Source organism: Ilumatobacter sp. (genome assembly GCF_965215205.1).
In the GTDB taxonomy this organism is placed as follows: domain Bacteria; phylum Actinomycetota; class Acidimicrobiia; order Acidimicrobiales; family Ilumatobacteraceae; genus Ilumatobacter_A.
This window is the reverse complement of sequence record NZ_OZ244049.1, coordinates 2600170-2618948: the sequence shown is the minus strand read 5'-3', so window position 1 is coordinate 2618948 and position 18779 is coordinate 2600170. Positions and strand designations below refer to the sequence as shown.

The following is an 18779-nucleotide window of genomic DNA, read 5'->3' as shown; positions in this document are numbered from 1 at the left end:
GTCGTGGAGCGCGTCGAGGCGATGCGCGAGGTGTCCCGGCTCCTCACGAGCTCCCGGCGCTCCCGGCGGCGTCCGCGCTCGGGCGTCTCGCAGCGCGCGTCCTGCCGCTCAGGCGGTCGGGATGAACAGGTCCGAGCCCTCGACGACCACCGTGACGCCGTCGCCGTCGCGCACCGGGACGCCGAGCCCGGCGACGTGGGTGAGCGAGCAGCCCTCGCGCCTCAGCTCGACCTGGACCGTCGAGCCGTGGCGGTGGATCCGGAACCTCACCGCGTCCCAGCTCTCGGGCAGGTGGGGGCAGAACTCGAGGTGCTCGCCGGTCTCGACCATGCCCGCGAACCCGTGCACGATCTCCGCCCACACCCCGCCGCAGTTCGCGATGTGCACCCCGTCGGCGGTGTTGTGGTGGACGTCGCACACGTCGAGGTAGAGCGAGCGGTGGAAGTAGTCGATCGCCAGGTCGTGGCGACCGACCTGCGAGGCCATCACCCCCTGGACGCACGCGGACAGCGACGAGTCGCCGGTCGTGATCGGATCGTAGAAGTCGAAGTTCCGCCGCTTCTGCTCGCTCGAGAAGTGCCGTGAGCGCAGGTACATCGCGAGCACGACGTCGGCCTGCTTGAGCACCTGGTGGCGGTAGATGACGAGGGGGTGGAAGTTGAGCAGCAGGGGGTACTTCCCGGTCGGCGTGCCCTCCCAGTCCCACGGCTCGAGGTCGAGGAACGCCGCGTCCTGGGGGTGGATCTCGTGCTCGTCGTCGAACGGGATGTACATCGCGTCGGCCGCGGCGTCCCACGCGTCGAGCTCGTTCAGCTCGAGGTCGGTGCGTCGCCGGATGGTCTCGAACGCGTCGGGGTTCCACTCGGCGAGGAACCGGACGGTGCGGGCCGCGTAGCGCAGGTTGAAGCGGGCCATCACGTTCGTGTAGCAGTTGTCGTTGACGACGGTCGTGTACTCGTCGGGGCCGGTGACGCGGTGGATGTGGAACGTGCCGCCGTAGCGGTCCATGTAGAACCCGAGGTCCTCCCACATGCGTGCGGTCTCCACCAGGATCTCCGCCCCCTCACGAGCGAGGAAGTCGACGTCGCCCGTCGCGTCGAGGTAGCGGCCGAGGGCGAACACCACGGCCGCGTTGATGTGGTACTGGGCGGTCCCGGCCGCGTAGTAGGCCGAGGCCTCCTCGCCGTTGATCGTCCGCCACGGGTACAGGCCGCCACGCTGGTTGAGCACCGCGGCTCGCCGCCGGGCCGCGTCGAGCATCAGCCACCGGAACCGCAGCACCTTGCGCGCCGCGACGGGGTCGGTGTACGCGAGGAAGGGCAGGACGTAGACCTCGGTGTCCCAGAAGTAGTGGCCGTCGTAGCCGCCGGCGGTCACCCCCTTGGCCGCGATCCCCTGCTCCTGGGTGCGGATCGACGCCTGGGCGAGTTGGAACAGGTTCCAGCGCATCGCCTGCTGCGCCGCCTCGTCGCCGACGATCTCGACGTCGGCCGCCGACCAGAACTCGTCGAGCGCGTCGTGCTGCTCGCCGTGCAGCGCGCCCACCCCGGCCGTCGAGGCGCGCGACAGGGTGCGCCGGCAGCGGTCGGCGAGCTCCTCGCAGGGGACCCCGGTCGACGTGTGGTAGCTGACGTACTTCGTGATCCGGATCGGGACGTCGGGTTGGGCGTGCACCTCGACCACCGACTTGGCCAGATCGTGGCCGACCGTGGTGGTGACCGCGTGCTCGGAGTCGGTCTCGATCTCGTGGCGGAACCCGCAGGCGATCGTCATCCGCGAGTTCGTGCAGCGGTACCCGAGGACCACGTCTCCGCTGCCGTGCTCGTCGGTGCCGTCGATCTGGACGGTCGGCTGGAGGACGCGGTGGTCGAACGAGCGGGCCTGGCGGGGGTCGTGCTCGACCGCCGCCTCGCCGAGCGCGGCGGACTTGACGTGGTACTCGTCCTCGCCGTCCTGGCGGTTCAGGAGCTGCGAGGAGATCACCACGGGGCCGGGCTCGTCGAGCATCGTGACCTCGAAGGTCATCACCGCGAGGTGGCGCTCGACCACCGACACCATCCGGGTCGAGCGGACGTGGACTCGCTTGCCGCCGGGGGTGCGCCACACGAGGTCGCGGGTGAGCGTGCCGGAGCGGAAGTCGACGCTGCGCTCGTAGCTGATCAGGTCGGCGTTCGCGAGCAGGAGGGGCTCGTCGTCGACGTAGAGCTTGATCAGCTTGGCGTCGGGGACGTTGACGATCGTCTGGCCCACCTTGGCGAAGCCGAACGCGTTCTCCGCGTGCTGGATCTCCCACGTCTCGTGGAAGCCGTTCACGAAGGTGCCGTGGCTGTGGGCGTCGCGACCCTCCTCGGGGTTGGCGCGCATGCCGAGGTAGCCGTTGCCCACACCGAACAGGGTCTCGGTGTGGCCGAGGTCGTCGGCGCCGTAGCGGGTCTCGACGAGTCGCCAGGGCTCCACCGGGAACCGGTGGGGGTCGAGGCCGGTCGGCGGGGGGAGCTGGTTGAACGTCACGTCGCGCGCGTCCGGCGATCGGCGGGGAGCAGCTCGTCGAGGTCGTCGACGACGAACGTCGCGCCGTGGTCGAGCAGGGCGCGGCGCCCCGCTCCGCGATCGACGCCGATGGTGACGGCGAACCCGCCCCTCGCTCCCGCCGCGACTCCCGAGACCGCGTCCTCGACGACGACGGTGGCGGCGGGGTCGACCCCGAGCCGCTCCGCTCCGAGGAGGTACCCGTCGGGAGCGGGCTTGCCGGCGAGGCCGACGTCGGCGGCGACGACGCCGTCGACCACGACCTCGAAGCGCTCGGTGAGGCCGGCGGCCGCGAGGACCGGCACGGCGTTCTTCGACGACGAGACGATGGCGGCGGGGACGCCGAGCTCGGCGAGCAGGTCGAGGGTCGCCTGCGACCCGGGGTACGGCGCGATGCCGTCACGGTCGAGGACCTCGTTGAACAGGGCGTTCTTGCGGTTCCCGAGAGCGCACACGGATCCGTCGCCGGGAGCGTCGTCGGGTGAGCCCTCGGGGAGGGTCACCCCGCGGCTCGCCAGGAAGTCGCGCACCCCGTCGTAGCGTGGCTTGCCGTCGATGTGCTCGAGGTAGTCACGCTCGGTGTAGTCGAAGCCGGAGAACAGCTCGCCCCACGCGTGCTCGTGGATCCGGGCGGTGGGGGTGATCACCCCGTCGAGATCGAACAGGACGCCGGCGTGGCGGGCCCACTCGAAGGGCGGGTGTCCCCGATCGTCACCGTCGTCGGTCATGGGCGCCGATGCTAGGCGTCGAGCCGGGCACGCCGAAGCCACCGGCCGTGACCGGGGTGCGGCCGAGCAGGGGCAGCTCGATGGTGACGGTGGTCCCGACCCCGACGTCGGAGGAGAGCTCGATCGTGCCGCCGTGCGCCTTGGTCAGCTTCGCCGCGATCGTCAGGCCGAGCCCGCTGCCCTGGATCTGGTCGCGCGTCGCGCTCTCGGTGCGGAAGAAGCGCGTGAAGACGTGCTCCTGCTCGCCGGAGGGGATGCCGACGCCGGTGTCGACCACCGAGATGCGCACCCGGTCGCCGGACCCGTGGCGGGTGTCGCCGGTCGTGCCGGACGTGCTGTCGACCGCCGTCTCGATCGTGACCGAGCCCGACCCGGGGGTGAACTTGATCGCGTTGCCGACCAGGTTGATCAGGACGCGCTCGAGCTCCGACGCGTCGCCGGCGACGCGCAGGTCCTCGGCGACGTCGGACGCGACGAGGTCGACGCCGGCCTCGATGGCGATGGGGGCGATCGCCTCGACCACGCGCTCGACGAGGGTGCGGACCGCGACGGGCACGGAGCGGTCGCGCCGCGCGCCCTGCTCCGCCGTGCTGATCTCGAGCAGGTCGTCGATCAGCCGGCGGAGCCGGTGGGCGTTGCGCACCGAGGCGCCGTCCATCGAGACCTGCATCTCGTCGAGGTCGCCGGCCGTCCCGTCCTCGAGCATCTCGAGGTAGCCGACCAGGCTCGTCAGCGGGGTGCGCAGCTCGTGGGAGACGGTCGACACGAAGTTGTTCCGTGCGTCGTCGAGCGCGAGCAGCTTCGCCACGAGCTCCTGCTCGCGCTCGAGCTCCGCGCGCTGCTCCTCGGCCGACCGCTGGTGGGCGAGGCGCTCGTCGGTGACGTCGGCGAACGTGAGCACGACGCGCCTCGACCGCCCGTCCGCGCCGGTGACCGTGGCCGCGTTGGTGCGGAACCAGCGCCGGTCGCCGTCGCTGCGCAGCTGGTAGATCTCCCCGACGACGGGACCGGCGCCACCCAGCACGCGCCGGGTCGGGCGCTCCTCGGGGCGCAGGGGGCGGCCCGCCTCGTCGCGCAACCCGGGGACCACGTCGGCGAGGTGGACGCCGGTCTCGATGCGGCCGTCGACGGCGAACGGCGCCAGCATGCGCCGGGCGGCGTCGTTCGTGCGCACCACGAACCCGTCGTGGTCCTGCACCACGACCGCGTCGTGGAGCGAGTCGACGGTGGTGCGGTAGAGGTCCTCCGAGCTCGCCACCTCGGCCGAGAGCCGAGCGCGCAGCGCCAGCTGGCGGGCGAGCCGGCGGCGGACCGACACCAGCGCGGCCAGCGCCACGACCGCGAGCGCGAGCGTGGTGGCGAGCCCGATGACCGCCCGGCCCCGCGTCGCCGCCCGTTCGTCGCCCTCGGTCGCGGCCAGGCTCTCGACGACCCGGTTCAGGTCGAAGACGATCCGCTGACCCACCGCTTCGTCGTCGATCAGCCTCCGCAGCTCGACGTCGGGCGGGCCGGGATCCGACGCGATCCCCGTCGCGGCCCGCTCCAGACGATCGAGTCGGGCGGTGAGGTCGAGACCGTCGGCCGAGTAGAGCGCGCGCGTGGCGGGTGGGATCTCGCCGTCGAGGTCCAGCTCGGCGTCGCCGACGAGCAGGCCGGTGCGGATCGCGTGGAGCATCTCGGCGGCCCAGCGCAGCTCGGCCCGGGTCGCGTCGTCGGCGGGTTCGCGGGCGAGGCGCGCCGCGTCGTATGCGATGCGCTCGCTCAGGCGGCGCTGACGTCCGGCGGCGTCGACCTCGACCCCCTGGACGACGGCACGGTTGGTGTCGATCAGGAACACCGCGATGGTGGTCACGGCGGTCAGCAGCGAGAGGGCGACCACGATCGCGAGCAGGCGCACCGGCGACCGGGGGTCGAGCTCGTCGGCACCTCGGCCCGCCCGGGACGTGACGTCGCCCCCGTCGCGACCGTCGACCTGCTCGCAGCGAACGCTCACGCCGTGACCTCCTCGGCGGTGAACCCGGTGCGGGTCATCACCCCCCACGCCGGCTCGCTCCCGCGCATCGCCTTGAGCAGGCCCTTCAGGCGCCACCACGCGTGGAGCTGGCGGTACCCGATGTTCTCCAGCACGGATGCCACCACCGTCGCGCCGAGGTCGCGCCAACGGTCGTAGCGGTGGAACGAGACCTCCTCGACGAGGACCGCCGCGAGCGACACCGCGATGCCGTACAGGAACGCGACGACGGCGAACAGCGCGGCGTACTCGAGGTTCACCGCACCGAACCACAGGCCCGCGATCACCGCGACGACCCCGACCAGCTCGACGGCGGCGCCGAGCAGCTCGAAGGCGAGGTAGTACGGCAGGGTGACCATGCCGATGCGCCCGTAGCGCGGGTTGAGCATCATCGAGCGCCGCTTCCACAGCACCTGCGCCAACCCGTACGACCAGCGGACGCGCTGGCGCGCCAGGATCTGGCGGTTCGAGGGGACCTCCGTCCAGCACACCGGGACGGCGATGAACACCGCCCGGTAGGCGCGACCGGCGTCGCGCTCGAGCTTGTGCAGGGTGAGCAGGACGTCGGCGTCCTCGGCCATCGAGCGGGGGTCGAACCCGCCGGCCTCGACGAGGCGGTCGCGTCGGTAGAGGCCGAACGCCCCCGAGATGATCATCAGCGCACCGAGCTTGGACCACGCCGTGCGGCCGAGCAGGAACGAGCGCAGGTACTCGAGGATCTGGATCCTCACCAGCCAGTTGCGCGGGTGGCGCACCGTCGAGAGCTGCCCGCGGTAGACGGCCGAGCCGTTGACCGCACGGATCGTGCCTCCGCTCGCGATCACCCGCTCGGGGTCGTCCACGAACGGCTTGGCCACCTGCAGGAGGGCGTCGCGCTCCAGGATCGAGTCGGCGTCGACGCAGCACACGAGGGGGTGGTGGGCGGCGTTGATCGCGACGTTGATCGCGTCCGCGCGGCTCCCCGCTCCCTCCTTGCGCACCACCACCAGCGCCAGGCCGTCGCGCGGCACGTGGACCGAGCGGACCTGACCGATGGTGGGGACGACGGCGTCGAAGTCCGGGGCGACCTCGATCAGATCGAACTCGGCGCGCAGCGCCTCGAAGGTGCCGTCCGTCGATCCGTCGTCGACGACCACGACCTCGAAGTGCGGGTAGCGGAGCGCGAACATGCTGCGCACGCTGTCGACGATGAGCACCTCCTCGTCGTGCGCCGGCACGAGCACCGAGATCGCCGGGGTGAGCGGGTTCGCGAACACGTCGTCGTACCCGGCGGTGGCGGGTCGCCGATGCGCGCGGGCCGTGTCGTGCGCCGCGACGCCGATCAGCAACAGGTAGCTGCTGTTCAGCACGACGAAGTACGCGAGGACGAACCAGTCGAAGCTCTCGAGCACCGCGACGACGATCGATCTCACGACACGGCCCGGGCGACGGGGGCGGGCCACGGTGGCGCGTCGCGTTCGTGCGACGACTCGTCGCCCGGGTCGGACGAGCCGATCTCGCGCACGCGCTGCGCCTTCGACGTGATCGACCGACGCGGGCTCATCGGGGCGAGCGCCTCCGCCGCGGCGTTGGAGATGCGACGGTGGCGCGTCAGCGACGCCTCGAGCACGTCGATCGCGTCGCGGTGGCCGATCTGGCCGAGGGCCGTGACCAGCGCCACGATCTCCTCGATCCGCTCGTCACCGACGTCGGCGTCGAGCAGGCTGCCGAGGCGGGCGCGCACCGGCGGGACCGACGACGGCATCGACAGGCGCCCGAGCGACCGTGCCGCGGCGGCGCGGACGGAGCCGTCGGGGTCGTCGAGCATCTCGATCAGCCGGGCGTTGGCCGACAGGAGCCCGAGCGGTCCGGCGAGCTCCGCCGCGGTGGAGCGCACCAGCGTCCGCTCGTCGTGGGTCGCGAGCGCGATCGCGTCGCCGCCGGCGTCGCCGATCCGCAGCACCGCCATCGAGGCGGTGTTGGCCGGGACGCGGCGGTCGCCGAGCGCGGCGAACAGGTCGGGGACCGAGGCCGGGTCACCGATCCGCCCGAGGGCGCGAGCGGCGGTGAGGCGCACGTCGTGGTCGCGGTCGTGGAGGAGCTCGACCAGGCGCGGCCGGGCGGGCCGGTGGCCCGCGTCGCCGAGCAACTGGGCGCAGCGCTGACGCCGGGCGCCCGAGCGCGAGTCGAGACCACGCGCGGCGGTGCCGATGATCCCGGTGTCGAGCAGCATCGTGGCCAGCGCCTCGCGGTCCTCGCCGCGCAGCTTGGGCAGCAGCGAGATGGCGATCGACTCCGCGACCGCTCGACGGCGCCGCACCAGCTCGGGGGCCCGACCTCCGTCGTCGATCGCGGCGAGCACCGCGGGGCGGACCTGCGCCGCGAGCTGCGATGCGCGCCGCTCGCGCCAGGTGCGCACGATCTTGCTCGCGGCCGTGGCGACCGTCATCAGCACCACCGAGGATCCGATCACGAGCAGCGCGACGCGGAACGCCGCGAGGACGTTCATCGCCGACTTCGTCCGAGCAGGGCGTCGATCCGACTCCCCAGCTCGCGTGGGCTGAACGGCTTGACGATGTAGTCGTCGGCGCCCGCGGCGAACCCGCGCTGCACGTCGGCCTCCTGGGCCTTGGCGGTGAGCAGGATGACGGGGACCCGCGCGAGGTCGGGGTCGTCGCGCAGCGCGATGCACACGTCGAGCCCGGTGAGGCGCGGCATCATCCAGTCCAGCACGACCACGTCGGGCTTCTCCGCGCGGGCGGCGGCCAGGCCGCCCTCGCCGTCGTGCTCGGTCACGACGTCGTGTCCCATGCTCTCCAGCTTGAAGCCGATCAGGTCGCAGATGTCGGTGTCGTCGTCGACGACCAGGATGGTGCTCATACCAGTTCCTCGGTTGTGTGGTGCTCGTGGGTCTCGGTCGCCGCGATGTCATCGGCAGCTTCCACCGGGAACCTGACCCAGACGGTGGTGCCGACGTCCTCGGTCGAGTCGACCTGGATCGTCCCGCCGTGGCGGTCGACGATGTCGGCGACGATCGTGAGCCCGAGGCCCGTGCCCGGGATCGCGTTGCGCTCGGCCGACCGGGACCGGAAGAAGCGGGTGAACAGGTGCTGCTGCTCGTCGGCGGGGATCCCGATGCCGTGGTCGGTCACGACGAGGTCGACCCAGTCGTCGCTCCCGCGCACCTCGATCTCGACCGTGGAGCCGTCGGGGCTGAACTTGACCGCGTTCGTCAGCAGGTTGAGCACGACCCGCTCGATCTGGGGACCGTCCGCGTGGATGCGCGCGACGTCGTCGATGCGGGCGTCGACGGCGATCCCGCGCTCGCTCGTCGAGGGCGCGATCGCCGTGCAGGCGGCGTCGACGAGGCGACCCACGTCGCACGGGTCGCGGCGACGGTTGAGCGAGCCCGATTCGATCTTCGACAACGACAGCAGGTCCTCGACGAGCGAGAGCAGGCGCTGCGCGTTCTTCTCGATCGTGGCGACCATCCCCGCTCCGTGCGTCGGGAGGGAGTCGAGCATGGTGTCGGTGATCAGCTCGGTGTAGCCGAGGATGCTGGTGAGCGGGGTGCGCAGCTCGTGCGACATCGTCGACACGAAGTCGTTCTTCACGCGATCGACCTCGCGCAGCTTGGCGACCATGTCGCGCTCCTGGTCGAGGAGGAGCTGCTGGCGCTCCTGCGCGGCGACGCGCTCGGTGACGTCGGTGGCGATGCCGATGAACCCGCGCAACCTGCCGGCGGAGTCGTACCGCGGCGTCACCACGAGCTCGACGGGCAGGGTGGATCCGTCCGCCCGGACGTACGTCCAGCCCCGCGTCTCGGCCTCACCGCCGCGCGCCTTGGTGACGAACACCTCGAAGCCCGGCTCGATGCCCAGTTCACGCGCTCGCGCCTCGACCTCGGTGCGGAGGTGGAACCTGTCCGGTCCGTGGCCCATGACGTCGTCGGCGCGGTACCCGAGCATCCGCTCGGCGCCCGCGTTGAACAGCTCGATGCGCGCGTCGAGGCCGACGCCGATGATCGAGATCTCGGTCGCGGCGTCGAGGACGCCGAGCAGCATGTCGCTCGTCTCGACGAGGCGCTGCTGGGCCTCGACGCGGTCGGTGACGTCGCGGAGGAAGACCGTCAGGTAGTCGTTGCCGCGCGCCTCCCACCGCGACATCGACAGCTCGGCGGGGAAGCGCTCCCCGCCCGATCGTCGACAGGTCGTGACCGTCGACCGGCCCTGCGACTCGCCGGACTCGGAGCGCACCGATTCGCAGAGCCCCACGAAGGCGGGGCGCTGGGCCGGCGCGACGAGCTCCTCGGCCGCTCGGCCGATCACGTCGACCGCCTCGACCCCGAAGATCTCGGTCGCGCCGCGGTTCCAGGCCACGATGCGACCGACCTCGTCGATCGACACGATCGCGTCGGTGGCGGAGTCCGACAGCGACCGCAGCTCCTCGGTCATCTCGCTGGCGTAGATCATCGCCCGCGAGCGGGCGGACCGCATCGTGGCCATCAGGCCGGCGACGAGCACCGCGAGCAGCAGACCGGTCACGAGGGTGACGACCGGGACGTGGCGCTGGACGCTCGAGAGCGCCCGGTCGTCGTCGTCGACCGCGATCGACCACGGGCGGCTCGCCACGCCGATCTGCTTGACGCGCTCGTCGCCGGGACCGGGCGATCCCATCGCGGCCAGGTCCGACTCGTCGCCGTAGAAGAACTCCCCCGAGGCGACGTCGACGATCGTGAGCCGTCCCGGCGGGTCCTCCTTCAGCGCGCCGTCGACGAGGTCGCCCATCCGGACCGCGGCGTACACGACCCCCTCGAACGCCGCTCGCCGCTCGCGCAACGTCGCGGTCGACTCGCCCTCGCGGAACAGGGGGAGCATCAGCAGGAAGGCGCGCTGCTCCCCGGTCTCCTGGACGAGGGTGATCGGGGCGGTCACCGACATCTGGCCGGTGTCGCGCGCGAGCATCGCGGCGTCGCGGCGGTTGGGTTCGCTGAGGAAGTCGAGCCCGAAGGCACGCTCGTTGCCCACCTGGGGCTCGATGTAGTCGATCGCCAGGCGCTGGTCGGCGCCGGTGTCGGGGTGGACGACGAAGTCGGGGTAGTCGAGGTCGTCCTCCGCCTCCGCCGCGGCGTTCGTCCCGTCCGCGTAGGCGTCGAGCTCGTCGTCGGCGACGAGGTGGGCGACGCCGATGACCTGGATCCCGGGGAAGCGCCGGGGGACGTCGAGGCGCTCGACGACCTCGTGGAACGACCGGCGGTCGAGGTCGGGATCGAGGGTGAACACGTTGCGCACCCCCTCGACGATCTCGTGGTTCAGCTCGATGCGATCCTGGATCGTCGCGGCGACGTTCTCGGTGCGCGACTCGTTCGCGAGGTGCGCCTGCTGGTCGTTCGCCCGGGTCGTGAAGATCGTCGCCGCGATGACGAACGCGAGCAGGACGGCGAGGACGGTCACCGACAGCGCCGGACTGTCACGGTGCGTGCCGGCCATGGACATGCGCAGCGGGGTGAGGTCGTCGTGGCGCTTCATCGGGGGAGGTGGAGCCGGACGGGTGCCGACACGACCTTGCATCGGACGCGATCGCGCCCCGCTTGAAGTTCCGCTGAGGATTCCTCGCCGGGATCGCAGGTCGGCACCCGGGCCGATCGGGGCGGGGGCGCCCGCGCGCTCAGCCGGGCTCGGCGCCGGCGATCGCCGTCAGCGAGGCGTAGTCCAGCTTCCCGTTCGCCGCCCGCCCGACGGAGGCGATCTCCACGATCCGCTTCGGCGCCTTGTACGCGGCCAGGTGCGACTTCACGTGCTCACGGAGGCCCTCGACGTCGAGCCGCTCGCCGGGCCCGAGCTCGACGAGCGCGTTGATCGCCTGCCCCCACCGCTCGTCGGGGAGCCCGACGACCGCGGCGTCGGCGACCGACGGGTGCAGCTTCAGGCACTCCTCGACCTCCTCGGGGTAGACCTTCTCGCCGCCGGTGTTGATGCACTGGCTGCCGCGGCCCTTGAGGTTCACCGTCCCGTCGGCGTCGACCGTGGCGTAGTCGCCGGGGATCGAGTAGCGGTGGCCGTCGATCGTCACGAAGGTCTCGGCCGACTTCGCCTCGTCCTTGTAGTAGCCGATCGGGGTGCGACCGCGGAGCGCGACCCTCCCGAGCTCGTCGCTGCCCGCGACCACGTCGCGCCCGTCGTCGGTGATCACCCGGGTGTCGGGTCCGAGCACGAAGCGCGCCGTCCCGCCGCCGGAGCTCGACGTGGTGGTGTTCGTCGCCATGCCGATCGCCTCGGACGACCCCAGCGCGTCGACCATGATCAGCCGCTCGTTGTGGCGCAGGAGGCCGTCCTTGGTCTCCTTCGACCACATCACGCCCGACGACACGATCACGCGCAGCGACGAGATGTCCCACCGGTCGGGTTCGGCGTCGAGCGCGCGCAGGATCGGCTTGGCGAACGCGTCGCCCACGATCGAGGTCGAGTTGATCCGCTCCCGCTGGACGGTGTCGAGGAACTCCTCGGCGGAGAACGACCGGCCGACCATGGAGGTGATCGACCCGCCGATGATCGTGTTGCTGATCGCGTTGAACAGCCCGGTGCCGTGCATCAGCGGGGCGCTGGGCATGTTGCGCGGCCCCGGCCCGTCGATCCGACTCGTCGCGGCGTCGAGGTCCTGCTCCGGGGGGAGTCGCTGGCGGTTGTTCGCGTCGAGGACGCCGAACAGGTCGTCCTGGCGCCACATGACCCCCTTGGGCATCCCGGTCGTGCCCCCGGTGTAGAGCAGGACGAGGTGATCGCCCGAGCGTCCCCACGGGCCACGGACCGCCTCCGCGTCGCCGGTCTCGGCCGCCGCCTCGTACGGCGTCGCCCACTCGGGGCACGATCCCGCACCCTCCTCGGAGCCGTCGGCGACCCACAGCCACGTCGTGATGCGCGGCACCCGGGCGCGGACCTCGTCGCAGCGCTCGGTGAACGCGTCGTGGAAGACGACGGTGGTGACGTCGGCGTTGTCCCAGAGGTACACCAGCTCGTCCGCGGCGTAGCGGTAGTTGGTGTTGACGACGGCCATCCCGGCCTTGAACGCGGCGAACACCGACTCGAGGTACTCCGGGCAGTTGTGGAGGTACTGCGCGACCTTGTCCTGCTCGGCCGCTCCGTCGGCCCCGAGCAGGATCCGGGCGACGCCGTTCGCGCGCCGGTCGAGCTCGGACCACGAGATCGTCCGGTCGGCTTGCCGCTGGGCGGGCGCGTCGGGGATCTCGGCGGCGATCCGCTCCCAGACCTCGGCCAGGTTCCATCCGTCGTCGCTCATCGTCCTGCAACGTAGCCAAGCGGGCCGAAGCGGGGTCGATCGGCGCGGTCCGCACGAGGAACGGTCGAAGAATCTCAAAGAACTTGATCCAAACCCGGACACGTGACGAACGACCGTGGAATGCTTCACGGTGGGTGGTCCTGCGACCGCCCGCCAGCACCACCCAGCACCACACACAAGGGGAACCTGCACCACATGACACCACCACCCTCTCGGACGACGTGGAAGCGAGGTGCGGCTCTCGGAGCGGGATTCGCGCTGGCCGCCACCCTCGTCGCGACCCAGGCCGGCCCCGCCGGCCTCAGCGCCTCCAGCCACCGCGAGGCGCCGCTGATCGCCGGTGACCCCCGCGCGGACAACACCGACGTCTACGCGTTCACCAGCCCCGACGATCCCGACACGGTGACCCTGATCGCCAACTGGATCCCGTTCGAGGAGCCCAACGGCGGCCCGAACTTCTACCCGTGGGCCGAGGACACCCGGTACAACATCAACGTCGACAACGACGGCGACGCGGTGGCCGATCTCGCCTACACCTGGGTCTTCACGACGATCACCAAGGACCCCGGGACGTTCATCTACAACACCGGTCCGTTCGACTCGGTGTTCGACGACACGTTGAACGTGTACCAGACCTACGACCTGACGGTGCGCGACCTCGCCGGCACGCCGACCGACGAGTCCGACGACACCGAGGTCACGATCCTCGACGACGCCGTCGCCGCGCCGTCGATCGCCGGAGCGGCGTCGACCCCCGACTACCAGCCCCTCGTCGACGAGGCCGTGGCCTCGGGCACGGTGGGCGACCTGCGGTCGTTCGCCGGCCAGTCCGACGACTCGTTCTTCCTCGACCTGCGGGTGTTCGACCTCCTCTACGGCGGCGACCTCTCCGAGCTGGGGGAGGACACCCTCGCCGGGTACAACGTCAACACCATCGCCCTCCAGGTCCCGAAGGCCGCCGTCGCCCTCGGCGGCGACGCCGAGGCGAACCCGGTCATCGGCGTGTGGAGCACCACCGACCGCCCGACCACCCGCAACGCGGACGGCACGAGCGCCTCGGGCGAGTACACCCAGGTGTCACGCCTCGGCAACCCGCTCGTCAACGAGGTCGTGCTGCCGCTCGCGCTGAAGGACACCTTCAACGCGATCGACCCGACGGTCGAGGCCACCGTGGACGCCGCCGTCGAGGCCGTCCAGTTCCCGATCCTGCCGCCGCTGGTGAACGCCGTCTACGGCGTGCCGGTGCCCGGTGACGACGGGACGCCCCAGGACACCTCCGACGACACCCCCCGCTCGGACCTGGTCGAGATCTTCCTCCAGGGCGTGAGCGAGGCCAACTTCGGCCTCGGGACCGCCGGCGAGGACGCCGAGACCAACCCGGCGCTGAACGTCGACCTGAACAGCCTGGCGCTCAACGCCGGGGTGGACACGATCTACCCGTCCGAGATGCTGCGCCTGAACATGGCGGTCCCGGTCGCCGAGGACCCGAACCGCCTCGGCGTGCTCGCCGGTGACGTCCAGGGCTTCCCGAACGGGCGGCGCCTCACCGACGACGTCACCGACATCGCGATCCAGGTCGCGGAGGGCGTGGTCTTCCAGGACGGCTCCGACGTCAGCGGCCTCGCCGCGCTCGACTCCGTCGACCGCAACGACCGCGACTTCAAGGACGAGTTCCCCTACGTGGCGAACCCGCACCTCGACAGCGTCAACCAGGGCATCGAGCGCACGCCGCGTGCGCCCGAGGTCATCTCGGTCGACCCCGAGCGCCTCCTCGACACCCGCACCGGCACCAAGCCGGCCGCCGGTGAGGAGATCGAGCTCGCGGTCGCCGGCGTCGGCGACGCGATGGTGCCGAGCGACGCGAAGGCGGTGTTCCTCAACATCACGGCCACCCAGGCCGACGCCAACGGCTTCATCACCGTCTACGCCTGCGACGAGGACCGCCCGACGGCGTCGAGCCTCAACCCGGAGCCCGGTCGCATCGTGAGCGGCCTGATCCCGGCTCAGCTCGACGACGACGGGAACGTGTGCATCTACACCGAGTCGTCGGCGAACATCATCGTCGACGTCTTCGGCTACCTGCCGAGCACGTCCTCGTACGACTCGATCAACCCGCAGCGGCTGCTCGACACCCGTTCCGGCGCCAAGCCGGGTGCGGGTGACGTCACGGTGATCGACGTCACCGGCGTCGGTGACGCCGCGCTGGCCGACGACACCTCCGCGGTGTTCGTGAACATCACCGCCGTGCGCAGCGAGACGAAGGGCTGGATCACGGCCTACCCGTGCGACGAGGATCGGCCGACCGCGTCGAACCTGAACACCAACGTCGGGATCCGGGCGGCCAACCTCGCCTCGGTGAAGGTGTCGGCCGAGGGGACCATCTGCGTCTACACCGACGCCGCGATGGACCTGGTCGTCGACCTCGTCGGAGCCTTCCCGGCGACGTCGAGCTACGTCCCGACCAACCCGCAGCGCCTGCTCGACACCCGCAACGGTGTCGGCTACTCGGGCGCCAAGCCGATCGCCGACCAGGTGATCGAGCTGCGGGTGCGCGGCGGCAGCACGGGGGTCCCCGACGACAGCGGCACCGTGGTGCTGAACGTCACCGGGGTGAACCCCGACGACATCGGCTACCTGACGGTGTTCCCCTGCGGGGAGGCGCCGCCCACGGCGTCGAACCTCAACCTGCAGACGGAGAACACGGCCTCGGCCGTCGTGGCCAAGGTCGGCGACAACGACCGGGTGTGCATCTACACCAAGTCCGCCGCCGACGTCATCGTCGACCTCGTCGGCTACTTCCCGGGGACGGTCCTCGCGAGCTGACCCACGGGTGAACCGGATCGAGACGCCGGCGGGACGGGAGACCGTCCCACCGGCGTCTCGCCGTTTTCGGACCGCGCCCGGTGCGCCGGGCGCGGTCCGACCCCGGCGCGTGAGCGCCCCGATCCGTCAGACTGTGATCCCTCCTCCCCCCATGTGCGAACCACTCCCATGACCCGTTCCCGTCGGCTGGTCCTCGGGCTCGCGCTCGCGCTCGTGCTCGGCCTCGTCGCCGCGTTCGGCGTCCCCCGCCTGAGCGACGACCCCGTGGTCGAGACCGCGGCCGACGCGCAGGTGATCACCCCCGGCGCCGTCTCCGCCGTCGGCGGGCCGCCCGCCGACACCCTGGAGGGCCTCGTCGAGCAGCTCCGCACCCGGCTCGAGGTCGTCCCCGGGGACCACGTCGCGTGGGCCACCCTCGGGCTCGCCTACGTCCAGCAGGCTCGCGTGGTCGCCGACCCGAGCCTGTACCCGAACGCCGAGGGAGCGCTCCAGCGCTCGCTCGAGGAGAGCCCCGACGACAACTTCCTCGCCCACGCGGGGCTGTCCGCGCTCGCCGCGGGGCGCCACGAGTTCGTCGAGGCGCGCCGCCAGGCCCGCCTCGGCCTCGAGATCAACGACTTCAGCGCGATCCTGTGGGGTGCGCTGAGCGACGCCCAGCTCCAGCTCGGCGAGTACGACGCGGCGACCCGCTCGGTCGACCGGATGCTCGAGCTCGCCCCGGCGCAGACCTCGTCGTTGAGCCGAGCCTCCTACCTCGCCGAGCTGCGCGGAGACCGCGTGCTCGCACGGTCGCTCATGGAGCAGGCGTTCGACGCCGCCGGGACGCCGACCGATCGGGCCTTCGCGCTCACCGTCCTCGGCGACCTGCGCTTCGGGTCCGGCGACCCGGGGGGTGCGCTCGAGCTGTACAACCAGGCTCGCGACCTCGCTCCGAGCGACGCGACGGCGCTCGCCGGCAAGGCGCGCGCCGAGGCGGCGCTCGGCCAGATCGAGACCGCCCTCGATCACTACCGCGAGCTCGTCGAGCAGACCCCCGACCCCTCCCACGTGGTGGCGTACGCCGAGCTGCTCGAGTCGCTCGGTCGAATCGAGGAGGCCGAGGAGCAGTACGCGGTCGTCGATGCGATCCAGACCCTGTTCGAGGCCAACGGGGTCGAGCCCGATGCGGCCCCGGTCCTCTTCCTCGCCGACCACGGCGAGCCCGAGCGAGCGCTCGCCGCGGCCGAGGAGGCGGTCGCCGACCGGCCCTTCCTCGCGATGCACGACGCCCACGCATGGGCCCTCCACGCCGTCGGGCGTCACGACGAGGCGCTCGCGGCGTCGCAGCGCGCGCTCGAGCTCGGGACGCCGGACGCCTCGTTCCTCTACCACTCGGGTCGGATCAGGATCGCGCTCGGCGACCTCGACGGCGGGCGTGCCGATCTCGAGCGGGCGCTCGAGATCAACCCGTTCTTCGATCCCCTGGACGCTCCGGCCGCGCAGGCCGCGCTCGCAGGGCTGGGCGCGCCGTGACCCTCGCCGTGACCCCCGCCGCGCCCCGTCACCCGCGCCGCTTCGTGATCGCCCTCGTCGTTGCGGTCGTGGGGATCGTCGGACCGCTCGGCGCAGGTGGGCCCGCCCTCGCCCACCCGCTCGGGAACTTCAGCGTCAGCCACCTCAACCGCCTCGGCGTCGAACCCGCTCGGGTGGTCGACGACGTGGTGATCGACGCCGCCGAGATCCCCACGGCGCAGGCTCGCGCCGAGGTGGACGTGGACCGCGACGGGGAGGTGTCGACGTCGGAGGCCGCCGACCACGCGCTCCGGGAGTGCGCGCTGTTCGCCTCGTCGGCGAACCTCACCGTTGACGGCACCCCCGTCGAGCTCGAGGTGGACGAGGCCCGCTTCGGCTACGAGCAGGGCCAGGCCGGGCTCGAGACGAGCCGCATCGAGTGCCGCCTCGTCGCCGACACGACGTCGGTGGTCGACGACCTCTCGGTCGGGTCGCACCGCATCGGCTTCGTCGACGGATACCGCCCCGGTCGGGTCGGGTGGCACGAGGTCGTCGCCGTCGGCACGGGGGTCGGCCTGATCGACCCGCCGGTCCCCGGCGAGAGCGTGACCGACGGGCTCACCACCTACCCCGAGGACCTGCTCGCGTCGCCGATCGACGTGCGCGACGTGACGCTGACCGTCGGCCCGCCCTCGGCCGCGTCGGCGTCCGGGGCGGACGACGCCGTGGTGAGCGACGGTCCCGGCACGGCGGCCGACGCGCGCGACAGCCTGGTCGCCTCGCGCCCCGGCGCGCTCGGCGGGTTCGTCGACGGGATCCAGGAGACCTTCGAGGAGATGATCGGGCGCGACGACCTCACCGTCGGGGTCGGGCTGCTGGCGATCGGCCTCGCGCTCCTGCTGGGGGCGTCGCACGCGCTCCTGCCCGGGCACGGCAAGACGGTGATGGCCGCCTACATCGCCGGGCGGCAGGGCTCGGCGCGCGATGCCGTCCTGGTCGGCGCGACGGTCACCGCGACCCACACCGGGGGGGTGCTCCTGCTGGGGCTCGCGCTGACGGTCTCGACCGCGCTGGCCGGCGAGACGGTCCTCGGGTGGCTGGGGATCGCGAGCGGGCTGCTGATCGCTGTCCTCGGCCTCGTCCTGCTCGTGAACGCGGTCCGCCGACGTGACACGACCCTGTTCGGGTACGGCCACACGCACGGTCCGGGCGGCCACACCCACGGCCCGGGCGGGCACACCCACGGCCCGGGCGGGCACACCCACGGCCCGGGCGGGCACACGCACGACGACCACGCCGACGACGGCACGACCGGTCCCCGGTCCGCGACCGACGACACCGCGGCGGAGGCGGGACGGGCGGAGGTGACGGCCTCGACCACGTCCGCCGCCGGCACCCTCGTGGTCGGGTCGAGGCCGGCGTCGGCGTCCCCGGCTCGGCACGACCGTCCGCACCGCAGCGACGGCCACGGCGAGGGGCACGGGCAGGGGCACGGGCACGAGCACGGGCACGGGCACGGACAAGATCACGGGCACGATCACGATCACGAGCACGGCCCCGACCACCGGCACGAGCACGACCACGACCACGACCACCACGCAGCGGGTGCGACGACGGTCTCGCGGGGCGGGCTGATCGGGATGGGCTGATCGTCCTGCTGTCGGCCATCGCCCTCGGTCGGACCTGGTTCGGCGTGGTGCTCGTGATCGGCTACGGCGTCGGGATGGCCGTCGTGCTGACGCTGGCGGGGATCGCGCTCGTCGCGGTCCGTGACCGCTACCAGGCGCGCGCCGCCGCGGCCGAGGGCCGCGTCGCCCGTTCGCTGCGACGCTGGGGACGCCTCGCTCCGTTCCTCACGGCGGCGCTCGTCGTCGCCGTCGGCACCGGCCTCGCGGTCCGCAGCTTCGTCACCCTCTGATCCG

The 18779-nt window shown here is 72.1% G+C and carries 12 protein-coding genes; 4 read left to right on the top strand and 8 right to left on the bottom strand.

Features of this window, described 5'->3' with window-relative positions; genetic code table 11:
• Nucleotides 1-108: 108 nt before the first annotated feature.
• From ACOOHC_RS12300 to ACOOHC_RS12265, 8 genes are all read right to left on the bottom strand, one after another.
• The gene (locus tag ACOOHC_RS12300; protein ID WP_420450696.1) at nucleotides 109-2511 is read right to left on the bottom strand and encodes a glycoside hydrolase family 65 protein; all 2403 of its coding nucleotides are present in this window, start codon (nucleotides 2509-2511) and stop codon (nucleotides 109-111) included.
• Complete coding sequence (locus tag ACOOHC_RS12295; RefSeq protein ID WP_420450695.1) at nucleotides 2508-3257, bottom strand: HAD family hydrolase; 750 nt, start codon at nucleotides 3255-3257, stop codon at nucleotides 2508-2510. The genes ACOOHC_RS12300 and ACOOHC_RS12295 overlap by 4 nt, the downstream gene beginning before the upstream one ends.
• The gene (locus tag ACOOHC_RS12290) at nucleotides 3241-5250 is read right to left on the bottom strand and encodes an ATP-binding protein (RefSeq protein ID WP_420450694.1); all 2010 of its coding nucleotides are present in this window, start codon (nucleotides 5248-5250) and stop codon (nucleotides 3241-3243) included. The genes ACOOHC_RS12295 and ACOOHC_RS12290 overlap by 17 nt, the downstream gene beginning before the upstream one ends.
• A complete protein-coding gene (locus ACOOHC_RS12285) occupies nucleotides 5247-6659 on the bottom strand; it encodes a glycosyltransferase family 2 protein (RefSeq protein WP_420450693.1) in 1413 nt (470 codons plus the stop codon). The genes ACOOHC_RS12290 and ACOOHC_RS12285 overlap by 4 nt, the downstream gene beginning before the upstream one ends.
• Before the next feature lie 17 nt (nucleotides 6660-6676).
• Nucleotides 6677-7756 carry a HEAT repeat domain-containing protein gene (locus tag ACOOHC_RS12280; protein WP_420450692.1) on the bottom strand — a complete coding sequence of 360 codons (1080 nt, stop codon included), beginning with the start codon at nucleotides 7754-7756 and terminating at the stop codon, nucleotides 6677-6679.
• Nucleotides 7753-8127: a response regulator transcription factor gene (locus tag ACOOHC_RS12275; protein ID WP_420450691.1), complete on the bottom strand. Its 375-nt coding sequence runs from the start codon at nucleotides 8125-8127 to the stop codon at nucleotides 7753-7755. Before ACOOHC_RS12275 ends, ACOOHC_RS12280 begins: the two co-directional genes overlap by 4 nt.
• On the bottom strand, nucleotides 8124-10775 hold the full coding sequence (locus tag ACOOHC_RS12270; protein WP_420450690.1) for a CHASE domain-containing protein: 2652 nt from the start codon (nucleotides 10773-10775) through the stop codon (nucleotides 8124-8126). Before ACOOHC_RS12270 ends, ACOOHC_RS12275 begins: the two co-directional genes overlap by 4 nt.
• A gap of 139 nt (nucleotides 10776-10914) precedes the next feature.
• On the bottom strand, nucleotides 10915-12543 hold the full coding sequence (locus ACOOHC_RS12265) for an AMP-binding protein (protein WP_420450689.1): 1629 nt from the start codon (nucleotides 12541-12543) through the stop codon (nucleotides 10915-10917).
• A gap of 195 nt (nucleotides 12544-12738) precedes the next feature.
• Here ACOOHC_RS12265 and ACOOHC_RS12260 point away from each other — a divergent pair, with 195 nt between their 5' ends.
• The 4 genes from ACOOHC_RS12260 to ACOOHC_RS12245 all read left to right on the top strand — a co-directional run bounded on the left by ACOOHC_RS12260 (nucleotide 12739) and on the right by ACOOHC_RS12245 (nucleotide 18775).
• Nucleotides 12739-15366 carry a DUF4331 domain-containing protein gene (locus ACOOHC_RS12260; RefSeq protein WP_420450688.1) on the top strand — a complete coding sequence of 876 codons (2628 nt, stop codon included), beginning with the start codon at nucleotides 12739-12741 and terminating at the stop codon, nucleotides 15364-15366.
• 168 nt (nucleotides 15367-15534) lie between these two features.
• Nucleotides 15535-16878 carry a tetratricopeptide repeat protein gene (locus ACOOHC_RS12255; protein ID WP_420450687.1) on the top strand — a complete coding sequence of 448 codons (1344 nt, stop codon included), beginning with the start codon at nucleotides 15535-15537 and terminating at the stop codon, nucleotides 16876-16878.
• Nucleotides 16875-18506 (top strand): nickel transporter, encoded by a 1632-nt coding sequence (locus ACOOHC_RS12250; protein WP_420450686.1) that lies wholly within the window; start codon nucleotides 16875-16877, stop codon nucleotides 18504-18506. The genes ACOOHC_RS12255 and ACOOHC_RS12250 overlap by 4 nt, the downstream gene beginning before the upstream one ends.
• 44 nt (nucleotides 18507-18550) lie before the next feature.
• Complete coding sequence (locus ACOOHC_RS12245) at nucleotides 18551-18775, top strand: hypothetical protein (protein WP_420450685.1); 225 nt, start codon at nucleotides 18551-18553, stop codon at nucleotides 18773-18775.
• Nucleotides 18776-18779 lie beyond the last annotated feature (4 nt).

Bases quoted from the DNA above. Each gene is read 5' to 3' on its own strand.
- ACOOHC_RS12265 (WP_420450689.1), bottom strand. From the start codon at position 12,543: ATGAGCGACGACGGATGGAACCTGGCCGAGGTCTGGGAGCGGATCGCC.
- ACOOHC_RS12275 (WP_420450691.1), bottom strand. From the start codon at position 8,127: ATGAGCACCATCCTGGTCGTCGACGACGACACCGACATCTGCGACCTG.
- ACOOHC_RS12280 (WP_420450692.1), bottom strand. From the start codon at position 7,756: ATGAACGTCCTCGCGGCGTTCCGCGTCGCGCTGCTCGTGATCGGATCC.
- ACOOHC_RS12295 (WP_420450695.1), bottom strand. From the start codon at position 3,257: ATGACCGACGACGGTGACGATCGGGGACACCCGCCCTTCGAGTGGGCC.
- ACOOHC_RS12270 (WP_420450690.1), bottom strand. From the start codon at position 10,775: ATGAAGCGCCACGACGACCTCACCCCGCTGCGCATGTCCATGGCCGGC.
- ACOOHC_RS12255 (WP_420450687.1), top strand. From the start codon at position 15,535: ATGACCCGTTCCCGTCGGCTGGTCCTCGGGCTCGCGCTCGCGCTCGTG.
- ACOOHC_RS12260 (WP_420450688.1), top strand. From the start codon at position 12,739: ATGACACCACCACCCTCTCGGACGACGTGGAAGCGAGGTGCGGCTCTC.